12 protein-coding genes and 1 tRNA gene are annotated in these 18,749 nt (G+C 33.9%); 8 read left to right on the top strand and 5 right to left on the bottom strand.

Annotated features, from left to right (window positions below):
* From AAC053_RS09955 to AAC053_RS09945, 3 genes are all read right to left on the bottom strand, one after another.
* The coding region (locus AAC053_RS09955) for an HAD hydrolase-like protein (protein WP_339755835.1) at positions 1-350 on the bottom strand (350 nt) is incomplete at its 3' end.
* A 3-nt stretch (positions 351-353) separates the two neighbouring features.
* On the bottom strand, positions 354-1,715 hold the full coding sequence (locus tag AAC053_RS09950; protein WP_339755833.1) for an MFS transporter: 1,362 nt from the start codon (positions 1,713-1,715) through the stop codon (positions 354-356).
* 132 nt (positions 1,716-1,847) lie between these two features.
* Complete coding sequence (locus AAC053_RS09945) at positions 1,848-2,894, bottom strand: LacI family DNA-binding transcriptional regulator (protein ID WP_339755831.1); 1,047 nt, start codon at positions 2,892-2,894, stop codon at positions 1,848-1,850.
* A 280-nt stretch (positions 2,895-3,174) separates the two neighbouring features.
* Here AAC053_RS09945 and AAC053_RS09940 point away from each other — a divergent pair, with 280 nt between their 5' ends.
* The 4 genes from AAC053_RS09940 to AAC053_RS09925 all read left to right on the top strand — a co-directional run bounded on the left by AAC053_RS09940 (position 3,175) and on the right by AAC053_RS09925 (position 12,229).
* Entirely contained in the window at positions 3,175-6,072 is a 2,898-nt protein-coding gene (locus tag AAC053_RS09940) for a SusC/RagA family TonB-linked outer membrane protein (RefSeq protein WP_339755829.1), read from the top strand.
* A 4-nt stretch (positions 6,073-6,076) separates the two neighbouring features.
* Positions 6,077-7,708 carry a RagB/SusD family nutrient uptake outer membrane protein gene (locus AAC053_RS09935; protein WP_339755827.1) on the top strand — a complete coding sequence of 544 codons (1,632 nt, stop codon included), beginning with the start codon at positions 6,077-6,079 and terminating at the stop codon, positions 7,706-7,708.
* 19 nt (positions 7,709-7,727) lie between these two features.
* Positions 7,728-9,089 carry a SusE domain-containing protein gene (locus AAC053_RS09930; RefSeq protein WP_339755825.1) on the top strand — a complete coding sequence of 454 codons (1,362 nt, stop codon included), beginning with the start codon at positions 7,728-7,730 and terminating at the stop codon, positions 9,087-9,089.
* A gap of 269 nt (positions 9,090-9,358) precedes the next feature.
* On the top strand, positions 9,359-12,229 hold the full coding sequence (locus tag AAC053_RS09925) for an alpha-amylase family glycosyl hydrolase (protein WP_339755823.1): 2,871 nt from the start codon (positions 9,359-9,361) through the stop codon (positions 12,227-12,229).
* A 111-nt stretch (positions 12,230-12,340) separates the two neighbouring features.
* On the opposite strand, the gene AAC053_RS09920 is transcribed toward AAC053_RS09925, so the two are convergent.
* Positions 12,341-12,422 (bottom strand) — tRNA-Leu (locus AAC053_RS09920).
* A gap of 104 nt (positions 12,423-12,526) precedes the next feature.
* On the opposite strand from AAC053_RS09920, the gene AAC053_RS09915 reads away from it, so the two are divergent.
* Positions 12,527-13,915: a dipeptidase gene (locus AAC053_RS09915; RefSeq protein ID WP_339755821.1), complete on the top strand. Its 1,389-nt coding sequence runs from the start codon at positions 12,527-12,529 to the stop codon at positions 13,913-13,915.
* A gap of 18 nt (positions 13,916-13,933) precedes the next feature.
* Here AAC053_RS09915 and AAC053_RS09910 read toward each other — a convergent pair whose 3' ends face one another.
* A complete protein-coding gene (locus tag AAC053_RS09910) occupies positions 13,934-15,322 on the bottom strand; it encodes a M28 family peptidase (protein ID WP_339755819.1) in 1,389 nt (462 codons plus the stop codon).
* Positions 15,323-15,440: 118 nt separating this feature from the next.
* Here AAC053_RS09910 and AAC053_RS09905 point away from each other — a divergent pair, with 118 nt between their 5' ends.
* The 3 genes from AAC053_RS09905 to AAC053_RS09895 form a co-directional block, all read left to right on the top strand.
* Positions 15,441-15,806 (top strand): BlaI/MecI/CopY family transcriptional regulator, encoded by a 366-nt coding sequence (locus AAC053_RS09905; protein ID WP_339755817.1) that lies wholly within the window; start codon positions 15,441-15,443, stop codon positions 15,804-15,806.
* Positions 15,807-15,808: 2 nt separating this feature from the next.
* On the top strand, positions 15,809-18,400 hold the full coding sequence (locus AAC053_RS09900) for a M56 family metallopeptidase (protein WP_339755815.1): 2,592 nt from the start codon (positions 15,809-15,811) through the stop codon (positions 18,398-18,400).
* A gap of 146 nt (positions 18,401-18,546) precedes the next feature.
* Positions 18,547-18,749 (top strand): DUF4407 domain-containing protein (locus tag AAC053_RS09895; protein ID WP_339755814.1); only part of this gene is annotated, 203 nt, incomplete at its 3' end.

Raw genomic sequence — 18,749 nt, 5'->3', positions numbered from 1 at the left:
TTACTTGCTGACCCTAATGAAATTGGTTGTTTCTTTTCTATTAATGTTTCTAATACTCTTGGAACATCTGGTAATATTTCACTACTATCCATTTCAGCGATATAACTCAAATACTCCTCATTTTTTTTACCCATAAGTTCTGTAAACTTATCTTCGGAAATTGTCTTGTTTCCCCAAGCCAATATTTTTTCTAAAGATCGTACGCGACTTACCCCTTTAAGTTGCTCGTTTTCTTCTTCTGTAAAATCTATATCTAAACTTTTAGCGAGTCTTTGCCATGCTAAGAAGTGATATTTAGCAGTGTCAACGATTACACCGTCTAAATCGAATATGAATCCTTTTTTGTTCATTTTTTAATTTTGAATAACGTCATCAACGTCTTTAACTTTATATACTAATGATGCAGCAATTATAAAACTAACACCACTCATCATTAAAGCAAAAATAGCCTGATTCCCGTATGCGTATTTTACAAGTGGCCCACCAATTAAAGCATTTATTATTTGAGGAATTACTATAAAGAAATTAAAAATACCCATATATACACCCATTTTTTTAGGTGAGATAGAGCCTGCTAATATTGCATAAGGCATAGCCAAGATACTTGCCCAAGCAATACCTACACCTATCATAGAAACAATAAGCCAATTCTTATCTGGCATTATATATATAGACAGTAATCCAATACCTCCTATTACTAATGATATTGCGTGAGTACGCTTTCTTCCTATTTTTTTTGCAATATATGGTAATGCGAAGGCATAAAATGCAGAAACTAGATTGTAAACGCCAAAAAGTATGCCTATCCAATCACCCGCATTTTGATAGTTTGCACTGCTACTATCTGTATAATGCAAACCATAAATGTGCTGTGAAATAGCAGGAGTTGCAAAAACCCACATACCAAATAATCCAAACCACGAAAAGAATTGCACCCAACTCAATTGACGCATGGTTGCAGGCATTTTTTTAAAGTCTTCTATAATATCTAATAAACTGGACTTTTCTGCTTCGATATTATCTTGCGCATCAGAATTATCTGCATGTTCATTTTCAAAACTGTTTAATTCTGCAGGAGAATATTCTTTTGTTGTTATAACTGTAATTAAAATAGAAATGATTAAAACAACGGCACCAATTATAAATGATAAAATTAAATTGGCTGGCACAACTCCAGATGAAGTTTCATTTGAGATACCCAACCAATTAGTTAACGCATAAGGTAACCAAGACCCTATAACTGCTCCGAAACCAATTAAAGCAGTTTGAATACTAAAACCTGCTGTGCGCTGATCAGTTCTTAAATTATCACCTACTAAAGCCCGAAATGGCTCCATCGCGATATTGAAAGATGCGTCCATAATCATTAACATTCCGGCACCTACCCAAAGTGCAGGTAAAAATGCGATGAACATATCTGCTTGTGGCATTAGCACTAAGCCAATAGAAGCTAGAATGGCACCAACTAAGAAATAGGGTTTCCTTCTCCCAAATTTTCCCCATGTTTTATCACTGTAATGACCTACAATTGGTTGAACAATTAAGCCCATTAAAGGCGCTATAATCCAAAACCAAGATAATTCGTGAACATCTGCTCCGAAAATTTGAAGTATTCTACTTGCATTGGCATTTTGAAGGGCAAATCCCATCTGTATTCCTAGAAATCCAAAACTCATGTTCCAGATTTGCCAGAAACTTAATCTACGCTTTTCCATTAAATAGTATGTTTATATTGATACTATTCTGACAAGCCGTGCTTATCAAAACTTATTTGAAGAAGTGAAAATATAAGTTTTGATTTAAGCCGTAAAGATATATAAAGATTTTAATGTAGCAATGTTAAATTTCTATTTCGTGGATTCTCGTTCAATTAAATCTGTTGCAATAACAACAGTTTGAAACTGCTCTTCTTCATCATTATACTCGTTTTCAATCTTATCAATTAAGAGATGTGCTGCCTTTTCACCCATCTGCTGTGCATGCTGACTAACAGTAGTTAAACTAGGTGTTGCGTGCTTAGAGAGCACACCGTCTGTAAACCCAATAACTTGCAAATCGTTTGGCACTTTTAATCCTAATTTTCTTGCAACTTTCATTGCAGATAAAGCATACAATTCATTAACAGCAAATACACCGTCTATTTTTTTGTTAGACTTAAAAAGTTGTTCAATTTCAGTCTCCAGAGCTTCTAAATGAACTTCATAATCTAATGTATCGTCCATTTTTAGTATTAAATCTGCTTCGGGTGTTATTTTGTTTTCCTGTAAGGCTTCTAGATAGCCTTGAGTTCTAAGTTTCCCTACACTGACATAGTCTTTAGTGGTAATTAAAGCAATGGATTTACATTTGTTTGATATCAATTTTTCAACGGCATTTTTAGCACCATTAAAATCATCAACAATGACTTTATCACATTTAATATCAGACACCACTCTATCAAACATTACAATAGGCATACCTTGATTCATAGTTTCATTAAAATGATGATAATCTTGTTGTCGCAATGTTTCTTTAGACATAGAAAGAATAAATCCATCAATACTGCCATTAGCAAGCATTTCCATGTTTATAACCTCCTTAGAAAAAGATTCATTTGATAGACCAATAATTACGTTATACCCTCTTCTATTAGCCACTAACTCTACACCTCTAATAACCTTAGAAAAAAAGTGATGCACAATTTCTGGTATTATAATACCAATGGTGTTTGTTTTCCTGTTTTTAAGACTTAACGCAATATTATTTGGCCTATAATTATATAGTTTAGCAAAAGCCTGAATTTTCTGCTTGGTATCTTCACTAATTTCAACACTATTTCTTAGAGCCTTAGACACTGTAGATATTGAAACATCTAATTCTCTAGCAATTTGTTTTAGAGTTATTTTTCTCTTCATATTAAGACAATGTTTTTAGACCAAATACGAAGATAAGCGAAAAAATATATTTAGCTATGTTTTGAACTTCTCAATTTTAACAACGAATAATTGATAATAACTCATTTTTTCAGTATTTTAAGTTCTAAATCAATATTTTAAGAAAAGTTTTTAACACGAAAACGTTTTCGTGACTTATGTCATGTTTTTTTAATGTCATATCACATTAATTTTACATAGATTTATCCGGAGAAGTGAAAATATAAATCAATTAACTAAGCAATTAACTTAAAAACATTGTATGAAAACATTCTTAAATGCTTTACTATTCTGTCTAATTATGGTCCCAGCAACATTGATGGCGCAATCGACCGTCACTGGTACAGTTACAGATAAAGCAAACGCTATGCCTTTACCTGGTGTAAACGTCATTGTTAAAGGCACTTCTAGAGGAGCTTCCACAAATTTTGATGGAAACTATTCATTAGAATTAAATCAAGGAGAAACCATTGTTATCTCTTATTTAGGCTACACCACTCAAGAGATTGTCTATAATGGTCAATCGACTATAGATGTAACCTTAGAAGAAGATGCTGCACAATTAGATGAAGTTGTACTTATTGGTTATGGTTCTACCACAAAACAAGATGCAACTGGTGCTGTTGATAAGGTAGATGACAAAGAATTTAACCGTGGTGCGATTGTAGCACCACAACAACTTATCGCAGGTAAAGCAGCGGGTGTAAGAATTACATCTGGTGGTGGTGCTGCTGGTGAGGGTGGTGAAATAAGAATTCGTGGAGGTGCATCTTTATCTGCAACTAATGACCCACTGATTGTAATTGACGGGCTACCAATTGACCAACGTGGTGGTTCTCAGGGTAGTAGAAACGCATTAAATGCGATTAATCCAGCTGACATTGCTGATTTTGTAGTTTTAAAAGATGCATCTGCAACTGCTATTTATGGTTCTAGAGCTTCTAATGGTGTCATTTTAATCACTACTAAGAAAGGCTCAGCAAATCAACCCTTAAAAATAGAATACGGAGTGCAAATGTCTACAAGACGTGTAACAGATAAGGTAGATGTATTATCTGCTTCGCAGTATAGAGCTTTAGCTTCTGATTCAAATTTTGATTCGTCTACTTTAGGTAACGCAAGTACCAACTGGCAAGATAAAATTTACACAACTGGAACTGGAGTAATTCATAATGTAACAGTATCTAAAGGTTACGAGAATTTCAACTTTAGAATTAACTTTAACAATGTTTCTCAAGAAGGTCCTTTAGATGATTTATATGAAAGAACAGGATTTAACACCTCTTTTGTACAACGTCTATTAGATAATGATTTAAAGTTAACTTTAGTAGCTAAAGTTGTTCAAGACGAATATGATTATGCTAACGAAGGCGCCATTGGATCTGCTATTTCTTTTGATCCGACACAATCAGTGTACGACGAAAATGGGAATTACACTCAATATGGCACCTCTGCAAATTTAGCACCTTTAAATCCATTATTTATACTAGATGAATATGAAAGCAGACAGACCATTAAAAGAGTTATATCTAACTTTAATATAGATTATAAACTTCCTTTTTTAGAGGGTTTACGTTTTAATTTAAATGCTGGTATTGATTATGCTGAAAATAATGGCCATAGATTTGAACCTGCTAATCCAAACAATGTTGGTGGGTTTACAACAAATGAAACTTCGAGTGGGTTAAACCGGAACACATCATTAGATTTTTACCTTAATTACAAAAAAGATATTGAGTCTATTAATACCAAAATTGATTTAACTGCGGGTCATGCATTTCAAGAGTTTTATATACGTAGTTTCTTTGACAGAACAACGAATACTAATATTACTCAGACTGACATTAATAGAAATGCACTTGAATCTTATTTTGCAAGAGCTAGCTTTGACATCTCAGATAAATATTTAATATCTGCTAGTTTTAGGCGTGATGGTTCTTCACGTTTTAGTGAAGCCAATCGTTGGGGATCATTTCCGGGTCTATCTGTAGGTTGGAAAATGATGAATGAAGGCTTTATGGAAGATTCATTCTTCTCTAACTTAAAACTAAGAGCTGGTTGGGGAGTTACAGGACAACAAGAAATTGGTCCTAACTATGGTTATTTAGGAGTATATACTCCGTCGAGAAACAATGCAGCTAGTATTCAATTTGGTACTAACCCAGATGGCACACCGCTATTTATATCAACATTGCGTCCCGAACCTTTTGATCAAAATCTTAAATGGGAAGAGACAACTCAATATAATGTGGCTTTAGATTTCGGTTTATTTAATAACCGACTAACAGGAACAATTGATGCTTATTATAGAGATACGAAAGATTTATTATCTACCGTACCTGTTCCTGCTGGCGCAAACTTATCCGATTTATTGACAACAAATGTTGGTGAAATGACAAGTCGCGGATTAGAAATTAGTTTAAATGGAGTTATTGTAAAGAAAGAAAATTTTGATTGGGATACTAATTTCAATATTACTTTCCAAGATAGAGAAATTACTAAGTTAAATTTAAGTGATGATTCTGACTATTTTATCCCAACTGGTGGCATATCTGGTGGTGTAGGTAACACCATTCAATTATGGAAACCAGGTTATGATCCTTCAACATTCTTTGTGTTTCGTCAAGTTTATGATAACGACGGAAACCCAATAGAAGGAGCTTACGTAGATGTTAATGGTGATAATCAAATTACTGAAGCAGATAGACAGGCTTATAAAAAAGCTACACCAGATGCTTTTATTGGATTTACTAATAATTTCAGATATAAAAACTTAGATTTAAATTTCACATTTAGAGGAAGTTTTGGTAACTATATCTATAACAATAGTGCATCTGATAGAGGTAACCTAAATGCTGTTATAAATCAACCAGGTTATCAGGCTAACGCTCATGCAAGTTATTTAGATACTGGCTTTAGTAATCAACAATTATTTTCAGATTTGTATATTCAACGTGCTGATTTTGTGAGATTAGATAATATATCTATAGGATATACGATCCCATTCGAAAAAGTTACGTTAAGAACATCTTTAACTGCAACCAACGTATTTGTAATAACAGAATATGATGGTTTAGATCCTGAAATCTCTAATGGTATAGAAAACAGTTTCTATCCAAGAACACGAGATATTGTATTGGGCTTAAACTTTACATTCTAAAAAAATGAAAACTAATTATATAAACAACAAAGCTATGATGTTAAGAACAATAAAAAGTATTTTAGTTGTATTCACACTTGCATTTTTTATGCAATCTTGTGAAGATAGACTAAATTTACAACCAGAAGACTCGCGTCTTGTTGGTGACGCTGCCTTTGAAGATCCTGCTGCTTATAAGCAATTTCTAGCAAAATTATATGCTGGGATTTCTTTAAGCGGTCAAGAAGGACCTGCAGGTGCACCAGACTTAGTTGGTTTAGACGAAGGGTTTTCCAACTACCTTAGATTATATTGGAAAATGCAAGAATTAACCACTGACGAAGCAGTTATTGCTTGGAACGATGGTACTATTCAAGATTTACACGGTCAAGTTTGGACTTCTGGTAATGAATTTATTAGAACGATGTATAGTAGATTAATGTACCAAGTTGCATTAACAAACGAATATTTACGTCAAACTACAGGATCTAAATTAGATAGTAGAGGTGTTAATACAGATTTAAGAGCTGAAATTCAAACCTATAGAGCTGAAGCTAAGTTTTTAAGAGCCTTAACCTATTGGCACGCCTTAGATTTATTTGCAAATCCTCCTTTTATTACGGAAGATGATCCTATTGGCGCATTCTTACCTCCCCAAATTCAAAGAGCAGATTTATTTAGCTATGTAGAGTCTGAATTATTGGCTGTATTAGATGATATGGCCGCACCACGTGCCAATGAATATGGAAGAGCAGATAGAGCTGCAGCTTGGATGGTTTTAGCCAAGCTTTATTTAAATGCTGAAGTTTATACAGGGACATCTCGAAATGCAGATGTTATTACTTACACTAGTAATATTATTGGTGCAGGTTATACTATACCAGATAATCCTTATTTTCAATTATTTTTAGCAGATAATGATTCTAACGGTGCACAAGAAGAAGTCATTTTCACTATTCCTTTTGATGGATTAAATACACAAGCTTTTGGTGGTATGACGTTTTTAACTCACGCACCAGTTGGAGGGTCTATGGATCCTGCTGATTTTGGAATCAACGGTGGTTGGTTTGGAGTTAGAACTACACCAACGTTAGTTGAGTTATTTCCAGGTGAAGAAAATTCTACTGACGGTAGAGAATTATTTTATACTGATGGACAGAATAAAGATATTGCTAACTTAGCCACTTTTACTGACGGCTTCGCGATTTCTAAATATAGAAATGTAGATATAAATGGTAACGCAGGTTCTGATACTTCAGGTGACCACACAGATATAGATTTTCCAATGTTTAGACTAGCCGATGCTTATTTAATGTATGCAGAAGCTGTATTAAGAGGTGGTGGTGGCTCTACAGGAACTGCTGTAGATTACATTAATAAATTAAGAGAACGTGCTTATGGAGATACCAGTGGTAATATTGCAGAAGCAGATTTAAATTTAGACTTCATCATCGATGAGCGTTCTAGAGAATTGTATTGGGAGGGACATAGAAGAACAGATTTAATACGATTTGATCGATTTTCAGATAATGGTGTTTGGCAATGGAAAGGTGGTGTACAACAAGGTGCCACTACAGAATCTTTTAGAGATTTGATGCCGTTACCAGCTACAGATTTAGGTATTAACACCAATTTAGAACAAAACCCAGGATACTAATTAACATTATAAAAATAATATGAAAAAATTATCAATTTTAGGCCTTTTCATCTTTGCCTTAATAAGTTTTAATAGTTGTGAAACTGAAGATGACATTGTTTTCACAACTCAAGAACCAGTAGGATTTGAATTCACGAATTCTACTCTAGACAATTATATACTTGCAACTGAAACGTCTGGTAATCTTGGTGAAAGGTTTACTTGGGAAAATGTTGATTTCGGTACACCAACAAATACAACATATGAACTACAAAGTTCTGTGAGTGGTGATTTTACAGATATGAATGTAGTATCAACTACACCATCTAACGAAATTGCAATGACTATCGGGCAGATGATGACAGTTGCTATGGAAGCAGGTTTAGATAATGACCCAGATAGTCCAGCACCAAATGCAGGCGCTTTCTCTGTGAGACTTAGAGCATATCCTGGTGATATTGGTGGTGGTACAGAAGCATTCTCTAATGTATTGTTATTAAATGTTGAATTGTTAGAAGGCTCTAGCACAGGCGGTGGTGGAATTACACCTGCTTCTTGGGGAGTAGTTGGTTCTGGTTATAATGATTGGGGTGGTGCTGGTCCTGACGGAACTTTCTACTCAACTATGACTCCAGACGAAATTGTTACTTATGTAACACTAGTTGATGGTCAGATTAAATTTAGAGAAAATGATGATTGGGGTAGCGGTACAGAATTAGGTGATGCTAACAATGATGGAGTTTTAGATCAAGATCCTGATAATAACATAAACGTTACTTCTGGTAACTACAAAATCACAATTAATACAAGTACAAACGCTTACACCATTGAAGAATTCTCTTGGGGAATAGTAGGTTCTGCATGGAACGATTGGGGAAATGCTGGTCCTGATGCTAAAACTTACTATGACTACACTACTGATACATTTAAAGTTGGTGTAAAACTTATAGATGGTGATATGAAGCTACGTTTTAATAATTCTTGGGGTGGCGATTATGGTGATGGTAACGGAGATGGTATATTAGACCAAGATGCTGAAAATGATATCGCTGTTACTGCAGGTCATTATTTATTGACTGTTAACTTTAATGATCTTAGCTATAGTCTTGAAGCTGCAGATGTTTATGGTGTTGTAGGCTCTGGTTATAACGATTGGGGAGCTACTGATGATTTTGCCTTAACCGAAATACAAGAAAACGTATATGTTGGTGACTTAGCTCCATTAATTGATGGGCAGATTAAATTCCGTCCAAATAATACATGGACTAATGACTATGGTGATGCAGGTTTAGACGGTTTCTTAGATCAAGATCCAGATAACAATATTGATGTTACTACGGGTAACTATCGTATTAGATTAGATTTTAATGACAATAGCTATCTATTGAATAAAATTAATTAGTTCTAAGTCTTAAAACCTTTAAAAGGGCTATCTGAAAATCTTAAAATATTGATTTCATTTAGCCTTTAAAAAAAAAAATGAGTTAGTCACTTAGTTGCTGTTAGTTTTGATACTGTCATTCAATTAGTTACAATGTGTTTTTCTTTAAAAATATGCAAACATACTGATAGAATCTTCTAGTTCTTCCTTCGGTTTTATGTAACTAGTTTAAAATCAGTAGAAATAAAAATAAAATCACGTTTTTTAAGTGTATAACTCAAAAAATAAATATGAAAAAGTATTACTTATCAATATTATCTATTGGATTCTTTTTGATGTCCTTTTCGCAAGTCACCCTAAGTCCCAATCCTTTTGAAGTAGATCAAAGTATCACCATAACTTTAGATACCAATAGCAGCGCAACAGATTGTAATAGCTTTAGTAATCCAACAAAAGTGTATATGCACTCTGGTGTAGGTGATGGAAACAATGCATTTGGTATAAGTGTTACAGGAAACTGGGGACAAGATGATGGTGTTGGAGAAATGACAAATGATGGTGGTGGTATTTATTCTATTGTCATAACACCTGAATCTTATTATAATCTTACGCCTTCTCAGGCTGCTAATGTGATACAAATGGGTATGGTTTTTAGAAATGAAGACGGTTCTCAAGAATATAAGGCAACGGGTTGTAACGACTTTATTTTTGAAGTTGGTTTATTTCAAATTAATCTAACAACACCAACCCAAAACACAACTATACTAAATTCTGGAAGTGATTTTGATATTTCAGCTACTAATATTGGCGGAAATGCCGATTATACATTAACAGCCAATGGCGCTGTAATCGATAGTCAAGCAAATACAGCTAGCTATTCATATACTGATATGAATATAACTGATAATACATCTTATGAACTGACTGCAGTTTTAGATGGTACAACCATTTCAAAAACGTTTAGTGTCATAATTGATCCTGGAACTATTGTTGATTTTATGTCAACTAACTATAATGAAGGTGTCAACTATATAGATGACAATACTGCCGTTTTAGTACTTTATGCTACTGGTAAAGATTTTATATATGTAGCAGGAAGTTTTAATAATTATGAGCCAGATATTTCTTATGCTATGAGGCGAGATGTGTCTCGTAATTTATTTTGGTTAGAACTTACAGGACTTACACCTGGACAGATTGAAACTTACGAGTATTGGGTTGTTAATAAGACACCTGCAACTAATTCCCCATCAATTGTAAAAGTTGCAGATCCATATTCAACCTTAATATTATCATCTTTTGATGATCAATGGATTCCTTCCACTACATATCCTAACCTTCCTACATTTCCTGAAAAAGCCGGATTTGAAGTTTCAGTTCTTCAAACAGGGCAAACGCCTTACAATTGGCAAATCACTGATTTCGATAAACCCAAAAAAGAGGACTTAATTATTTACCAAGTCCTTCTAAGAGACTTTGATACTGAAAGAAACTATCAAAGCCTTATAGATCGTATCGATTATTTTAAGGATCTAAATGTCAACGCCATTCAATTATTGCCAAATATGGAATTTGAAGGCAATGAAAGTTGGGGCTACAATACCTCATTTCACATGGCATTAGATAAATTCTATGGTACTGAGGATAAATTAAAAGAGTTTATAGATATATGTCATCAAAATGGTATCGCAGTTATTTTAGATTTAGTATTAAACCATGCATTTGGACGCTCACCAATGGTGAGAATGTGGATGAGTGATGCTGATGGTAATGGTTTTGGTGATCCAACCTCTGAAAACCCTTACTTCAATCAACAAGCTACACACAGTTATAGTGTTGGCTATGACTACAATCATGAAAATACAGTGGTAAAGAATTATGTGAAACGTGTTATTAAACATTGGGTAGAAGATTTTAAAATTGATGGGTTTCGTTGGGATCTAACCAAAGGATTTACGCAAAACTGTACTGCAAATGACGAAGGTTGTACAAACGCTTATCAGCAAGATAGAGTTGATATCTTAAAAGATTATGCAGATTATGCATGGTCCCTAGATGACAGTCATTATGTAATTTTTGAGCACTTAGGAACTGATAATGAAGAGCAACAATGGGCAAATCATAGAGTTGATGAAGGTAAAGGTATAATGCTTTGGGGAAAAATGACCGACCAGTATAATGAGCTTACTATGGGTCAAAATGGAAACAAAAATATTGACCGTATGGGACATGTAAGTAGAGGATTTAATGCTCCGAGATTATTAGGTTATCCTGAAAGCCATGACGAAGAACGTTTAATGTTTAAGAATCTAGAATTTGGTAACACAAGTAATTCGGCTCATAACGTTCAAAATCTTAATGTGGCATTATCGAGGATGTCAGCTCTTGGAGCTATCTCAGTTATGGTGCCAGGACCAAAGATGATATGGCATTTTGCTGATTTAGGAATGGAGAATTCTATTTTCACCTGTTCTAATGGTACAGTTAATTTACCAGGTGGAACAGATGGGGACTGTAAATTAGATACTAAGCCGCAACCGCAATGGACCAACAATTGGTTAAGTGACGCTCTAAGAGGTCAGGTTTACCAAGATTGGTCTAAACTACATAAGTTAAAAGCTGACGAACCCGTTTTTGAAGGAGATTATAACATTACCTCAGGAAACTTAACTCCAAGAATAGATGTCTTTGATAATTCAATTCCATCAACGGAATTAAAAAACGTCATTATTCTTGCGAATTTTGATGTTAACTCTCAAACTGTAAATACTAATTTTCCTGGAGGTGTAACCACTACATGGTATGATTTAATGGATGAGACTGGTAATACGACTGTTAGTAATTCAACGACGTCTCTTACAATTCCTGCTGGGCAGTTCCTAATTTTAGGTAATGTCGCTTCAAATGTATTGAGTGTTGATGATAATGGATTATTTAGTTTCAGTATTTATCCTAACCCAACAAATACGTCATTTAGTGTAAACACAAACGTTTCTGATATTGAAATTTATGATTTAACAGGGAAACTAGTAAAATTCTTTAATGGTGAATTTACAAGAACCGACACATTCGATATTTCAACTTTAAATACAGGTATGTATATCGTTAAAGTTGAAAATAGCAATAACCAAACAGTAACAACCAAGTTAGTCAAGCTCTAATTATTTAGTGTTATTTGAGCTAAAAAGAGCTTCTCGATGAGAAGCTCTTTTTTATTAGAGAATTCAAAATAAAAAAGCTTCTTGTTTCCAAGAAGCTTTTGTCTTACTAAGTACAGGCGGCGAGACTCGAACTCGCACACCTCGCGGCACTAGATCCTAAGTCTAGCGTGTCTACCAATTCCACCACGCCTGCAAAAGGATTGCAAATATAAACAATAGTTTCAATATTCAAATAGGAAATATTTAAGAATATCTTCTAACTAGTTTTCTTATTTTTGTTACAAAATTAATTCACTTATGCTATCTATTCATTCTTACATCAACGACAACAAAGACCGCTTTCTAAACGAACTCATAGAATTATTAAAAATTCCTTCAATAAGTGCAGATTCTGCCTATAAAAGAGATGTCTTAAAAACTGCAGATATTATTAAAACAAGCCTAGAAAATGCAGGCTGTGACCATGTTGAAATTTGTGAAACCGAAGGTTATCCAATAGTTTACGGAGAAAAAATTATAGATAAAAATTTGCCAACAATACTGGTTTATGGTCATTATGATGTACAACCACCAGATCCATTAGATTTATGGAATTCACCTCCGTTTGAACCTGTAATTATGGAAACAGATTTACATCCCGAAGGAGCCATTTTTGCCAGAGGCGCATGCGATGATAAGGGTCAAATGTATATGCACGTTAAGGCTATGGAGTATATGACTTCTAATAACGTATTGCCATGTAATGTGAAATTTATGATTGAAGGTGAGGAAGAAGTTGGTAGTGTTAACCTTTCAAAATTTGTAAAAGCGAATCGCGAAAAACTAGTTAATGATGTTATTTTAATTTCAGATACAGGGATGATTTCACCAGATGTACCTTCAATAACAACTGGCCTTAGAGGACTTAGTTATGTCGAAGTTGAAGTAACTGGGCCTAATCGCGATTTACATTCTGGTTTATATGGAGGAGCGGTTGCTAACCCAATTAATGTGTTAACGAAAATGATTGCTTCACTTCACGACGAGGATAATCATATTACCATTCCTGGTTTTTATGATAAAGTTGAAAACTTATCTGATGCAGAACGCGCTGAAATGGCAAAAGCACCTTTCTCGTTAGAGGCTTATAAAAAAGCTTTAGATATTGATTCTGTATATGGAGAAGCAGGTTACACAACCAATGAACGCAATTCAATTAGGCCAACATTAGATGTTAACGGAATTTGGGGAGGTTATACTGGTGAAGGAGCAAAAACGGTAATTGCGAGTAAAGCTTATGCTAAAATATCTATGCGCTTGGTGCCACACCAAGAATGGGAAGAGATCACAGAATTATTTAAAACTCATTTCGAAAGTATTGCGCCAGAAGGTGTAACAGTAAAAGTAACACCACATCATGGTGGACAAGGTTATGTGACTCCTATTGATAGTATTGGGTATAAAGCGGCATCTAAAGCTTACGAACAAACTTTTGGAAAAACACCAATTCCACAACGCAGTGGAGGAAGTATTCCTATCGTTTCACTTTTTGAAAAAGAACTAAAAAGCAAAACGATTTTAATGGGCTTTGGTTTAGATAGTGATGCAATTCACTCACCAAATGAACATTTTGGTATTTGGAACTATCTAAAAGGTATCGAGACAATTCCTTGGTTTTATAAGTATTTTACGGAATTGAAAGGCTGATTTTTATTTGGGTATAAATTATTCCTTAATAATTTTAAAAGTAGATAATTTTGTCTTTGAGGCTATATTGACAAAATAAATACCCAATGATTCTTTTTCGAGATTAATCTCAATATGTTCTTTTTTAGACATTAACGTATTTATTATTTTTCCTGAGATGTCATTTACGGTAATCTTAAGCTCTTTCTCTGTAAAATTATTAATCTTTAAAATAGATATTACTGGATTTGGAAACACGTTGACTTCAATATTGGAGAATTCTTCTGTGGAAAGCACAGAAAAGGCTGTACATATACTTTGCTCTGTGCAAGAACCATTACTCACGGCAACAGCATAATTTCCGCTTGCGGTTGGTACAAATGTTTGGTTGGTTGCTCCCGAAATCGCTAAATTAGTGTCACAATTATACCATTGATATGATGCTGAAGTATCATTAGAGCTTAAATTACTAGCAGTTTGTGTTATCGTATTATCAACAGCAATTAAACCTGCTTTGGTAGCTATGTAACCAGCTACTAATTTAGTGAGTTCTGTCATATACTGAAAATCGATATCCTCGGCTCTATCATTAGAAGTATGATAATCTGGTGTTTGATCATTAGTTTCCCAAGATTCACCTACCAAAATGGCTGAATAATTTTGATTCCAAAAACGAGAGTGATCACTAGCAGTAGTTCCGGGATTAACAACAATAACATTTAAATCGAAAGTATAGGTGTTTAAAATCGTTATTATATCATCTTTAATCCCAACAGAATTAGCAATGTTGCGTACATCTATATCAAATTCATTATCACCTTCTGTTCCTGGCGCATCACCATCGTAACCAATCATATCCACATTAATAACTCCCAAAATATTATCTCTGGTGTTTCCATTGGTTTCGTCAGCCGCTTGTTGTGCATAATAATTTGCGCCAAGTAAACCTATTTCTTCTTCATCCCAAAGCGCATAAACAATAGTATTATCGATACATTGGTTAGAAAGCAGCCTTGCAATTTCTAAAACAGCAGAAACACCTGTGGCATTATCATCTGCGCAAAAGGTAGTCACCGAATCATAGTGCGCACATACTATGTAAATGTTGTCTGGGTTGGTTTGCCCTAATTGAGTTGCAATAATATTTTTTCCTACGGTATTAAACTCTTGAACTGCAACCGTAAGATTTGGTAATGCAGAAAGGCGTTCTTCAATATAATCTGCAGTTAAATCGTTATTGCTTTGCACACGACTAACTATAGTTTGCGATGTTCCATTAATTAATGTTGCCTGCTCACCAGAAAGTTCTGCAACACTAAGTTGCAAATTAGCATTACTGACCTGATTGATTATGTCTTCAATAGATTGTGAGAATGACAAATTAACACAGACCAAAAACAATAACGAATAAACTGTTTTTTTTATCATTTGGGATTTTCTTTTTTCAGCTCTAACAAATATAACTATTTGAGCCGATTTCAATTTTAATTTTGATGTTTGAATTTTTTACTCTACATTTGTAGAGTTAATTCTAAATATGTAGAGCATGCAACTTTCAAAAACCGAAGAACAACTAATGCAACACCTCTGGAAGCTCGAAAAAGCTTTTATGAAAGATTTACTAGATATCTATCCAGAGCCCAAACCAGCCACCACAACTGTTGCGACATTATTAAAACGTATGATTGGTAAAGGTTTTGTAGATTATAAAACCTACGGTAAATCGAGAGAATACTTTCCCCTGGTTAAGAAAGAAGATTACTTCTCTAAGCATGTTAATGGACTTATTAAAACCTTTTTTAATGATAGTGCTTCACAGTTTGCATCATTCTTTACACGAAAGACTGACCTAACAAAAGAAGAGTTAGAAGACCTAAGAGCCATAATTGATACAGAAATTAAAAACATGTAATTATGGAGACGTACTTATTTAAATTTTCGGCATGCTTAGCTATATTTTGGCTAGTCTATATCTTGTTTTTAGAGCGTCAGACCATGCATCGTTTCAAGCGGTTTTATTTATTAGGAACTGTGGTTGTTTCATTAATAATTCCAGAACTAAGGATTACAGAGTATATAGAACCAGTTGTTACAAATTTTGAAGTTTCACCAGTATTTATTCCTCTTGAATCGTCATTAGATGTTGCTCCAGTGCAGGCTCCATTTTGGGATTTAGAAACAATACTATGGATCATTTACGGCTTAGGCGTTGTATTATTTTCGTTAAGATTTATCGTTAACCTCTTCAGAATGTATCAACGGATCTCACAAAATGAAACGATTACTAAGCGTTCATTCATTTATGTTTTACTAGAAGAATGCCGTATTCCACATTCATTTTTTAAATACCTCTTTTTTGACAAGTCAAAGTATGAAACAAATGCAATTCCTCACGAAGTTATACTTCATGAAGAAACACATGCCAAACAATTGCATAGTTTAGACATAATAATCATAGAGTTGCTTCAAATTGTATTTTGGTTTCATCCATTAATCTACATATTGAAACATAACATCAAATTAAATCACGAATTTTTAGCAGACCAAGCGGTCTTAGCACATGGTGCAGATACCAAATCGTATCAAAACCTATTATTGCAATTTTCATCAAACACTAAAGATTATCAACTCTCGAGTGCCATCAATTATTCATCTATCAAAAAACGATTTACAGTTATGAAAACACAAACATCAAAAACCAGGATTTGGATTAGCAGTTTATTACTGCTTCCCATTATTGCTATTCTTTTTTATAGTTTTGCTGAAAAGGAATATGTTGAAAAAGCAATGTCGTCATCTTCGCATTCAATAAATGACCAATACCCCAGAAGTATAGAATTAAAAATTTTAAACAACAATTCTTATCAAGTAGATGGTATTAATGCAACCAAAAAAACATTCATAGAGGTATTTAACCAATTACATCAAGATATTACACATGAACAACGAAATAGGATAATAAATATTCATATTAGTTCTCCAAACGAGATTTCAAACAAAGAAATTTGGTTTGTCTATAATTCACTACTAGATTATGGTTTTTATCGTATTGTTACTCCTAATCAAGAAATAAATAGAGAAAAAGGTATTACTCCATTTGCAATTGAGAACAGTTTGTCTACCCAACAAAATGAACCAACCGAAAAAGAAGTTGCAGCTTATAATTCTTGGGCTAAAAAGATACATAGTGAAAGTAAAAAACTTTCAGACGATGCCACATTCTTTCCTCCTATTAACGAACAAGATTTTTACAAATTCTCAGAGATCTATAAAAGAATGTCGCCACAACAGATATATCAATCTGTTGCATATCCATTTTATGGTCTTGATGTCGAAACTAGTGAGCAACAAATAGCTACCAAAAAACAGGTAGCAGAATACAATGCTTGGGCTAATAAAATGAATGTGGCCATAAAAAAAGCTGAAGCTGCCAAAAATAAAAGCGCTTATCCTATAATAAAGAAAAAAGAGTACGACAAATATTATGAGATTTACAGTAACTTAATGTCAGATGAACAAAGGAAAAATGCTGAAGCTTGGCCAAATATTCCACCTCCGCCTCCACCTCCGCCTCCAGCACCTAAAAAAACTAAAGGAGATCCTAATGCCCAAGAAATTGAACCAATAGAAATTTTTATCGATAAAGATGATCAAATTGAATTGAATGGGAAGAAAACCGAAATTAATAACATTAATAAAGAGGTTAAGAAACTCAACCAGCATCTATCAAAAGATGATCATAGAAAATACGTAATGGCATCAATTATTTTAGAAAAAAATAAAAGCTTAGATATTGCTAAAACTATTCAAAAGAAACTTAGAGAGGTAGAAGTTTGGTCAAGTAGTGTGGGCTACAGCGAAAATCAAAATAAGGTCAATCTTCCAAATAAACATTTCAGTCCTTATTCAGGATTAACAATAGAGGAAGCAAAAGAGAAGGAAAAGAAGATGTTAAGTGAACCGATTCATATTGATACCTCAAAAAATAGTCCTTGGAAAATAAAAGTAGGAACAGCTAATTATGAGTTTGTTGATAATAATGGTAAAAAAAGTACAGGTGAGATTTCACCACCTCCACCTCCTCCACCAACAAATTTTCTACAAAATAATAATGAAGGGAGAAAGAGCTTGAATGAAATAATGAAGGAAACACCAACAAATGTCGAATCTGGCTATGAAATTTTAGATAACGGTGAAACTCATTATTATACAATCTATAATGGAGAAAAAACATACTATAATAAAGATGGTTACATCACTGATGATAAAGGCAATGTTTTACCTCCTCCACCTCCAGAATCTACTTTAGATTTCGTTATAAGAATGGCCAAAGCCGACGCTAAATTCTTTAACGAAGGTAAAGCCATTTCTACTGATGAAGCGATAGCTTTAATTAAGGCGAATAATAAGCTTAACATTAACGCTAAAGAAAAAGGAGAGAATGGAATACCTTTAGTTTATATCACTAAAAAACCAATTTTGCTTGGTAAGGAAGATAAAGACTAATGACTTTAAATTTTATTACTGGCGCAAAAAACCTCTGTTATAGAGGTTTTTTTAATCTATAAGTGTAACAAAACAAAACATTTAGCGTTCTAATAGACAAACTTGTCCTGAGCTTGCCGAAGGATCAATCAAAAATCAAACTAATCATGTTAAAGCAATTCTTCATCCTTTGCTCTGGAGCAGACACTGATATTTTAAACGACTGTTCTATAGGTGAACAAAACAAATATGCAGGTATTGGAGCTACGGTTTTCTTTACAGCAGTTATGGCCACCATTGCAGGTAGTTATGCACTTTATACTGTTTTCGATAATTTATATACTTCCATTTTCTTTGGATTAATTTGGGG

This window comes from uncultured Winogradskyella sp. (assembly GCF_963975125.1).
In the GTDB taxonomy this organism is placed as follows: domain Bacteria; phylum Bacteroidota; class Bacteroidia; order Flavobacteriales; family Flavobacteriaceae; genus Winogradskyella.
This window is presented reverse-complemented; position numbering and strand designations above follow the sequence as displayed.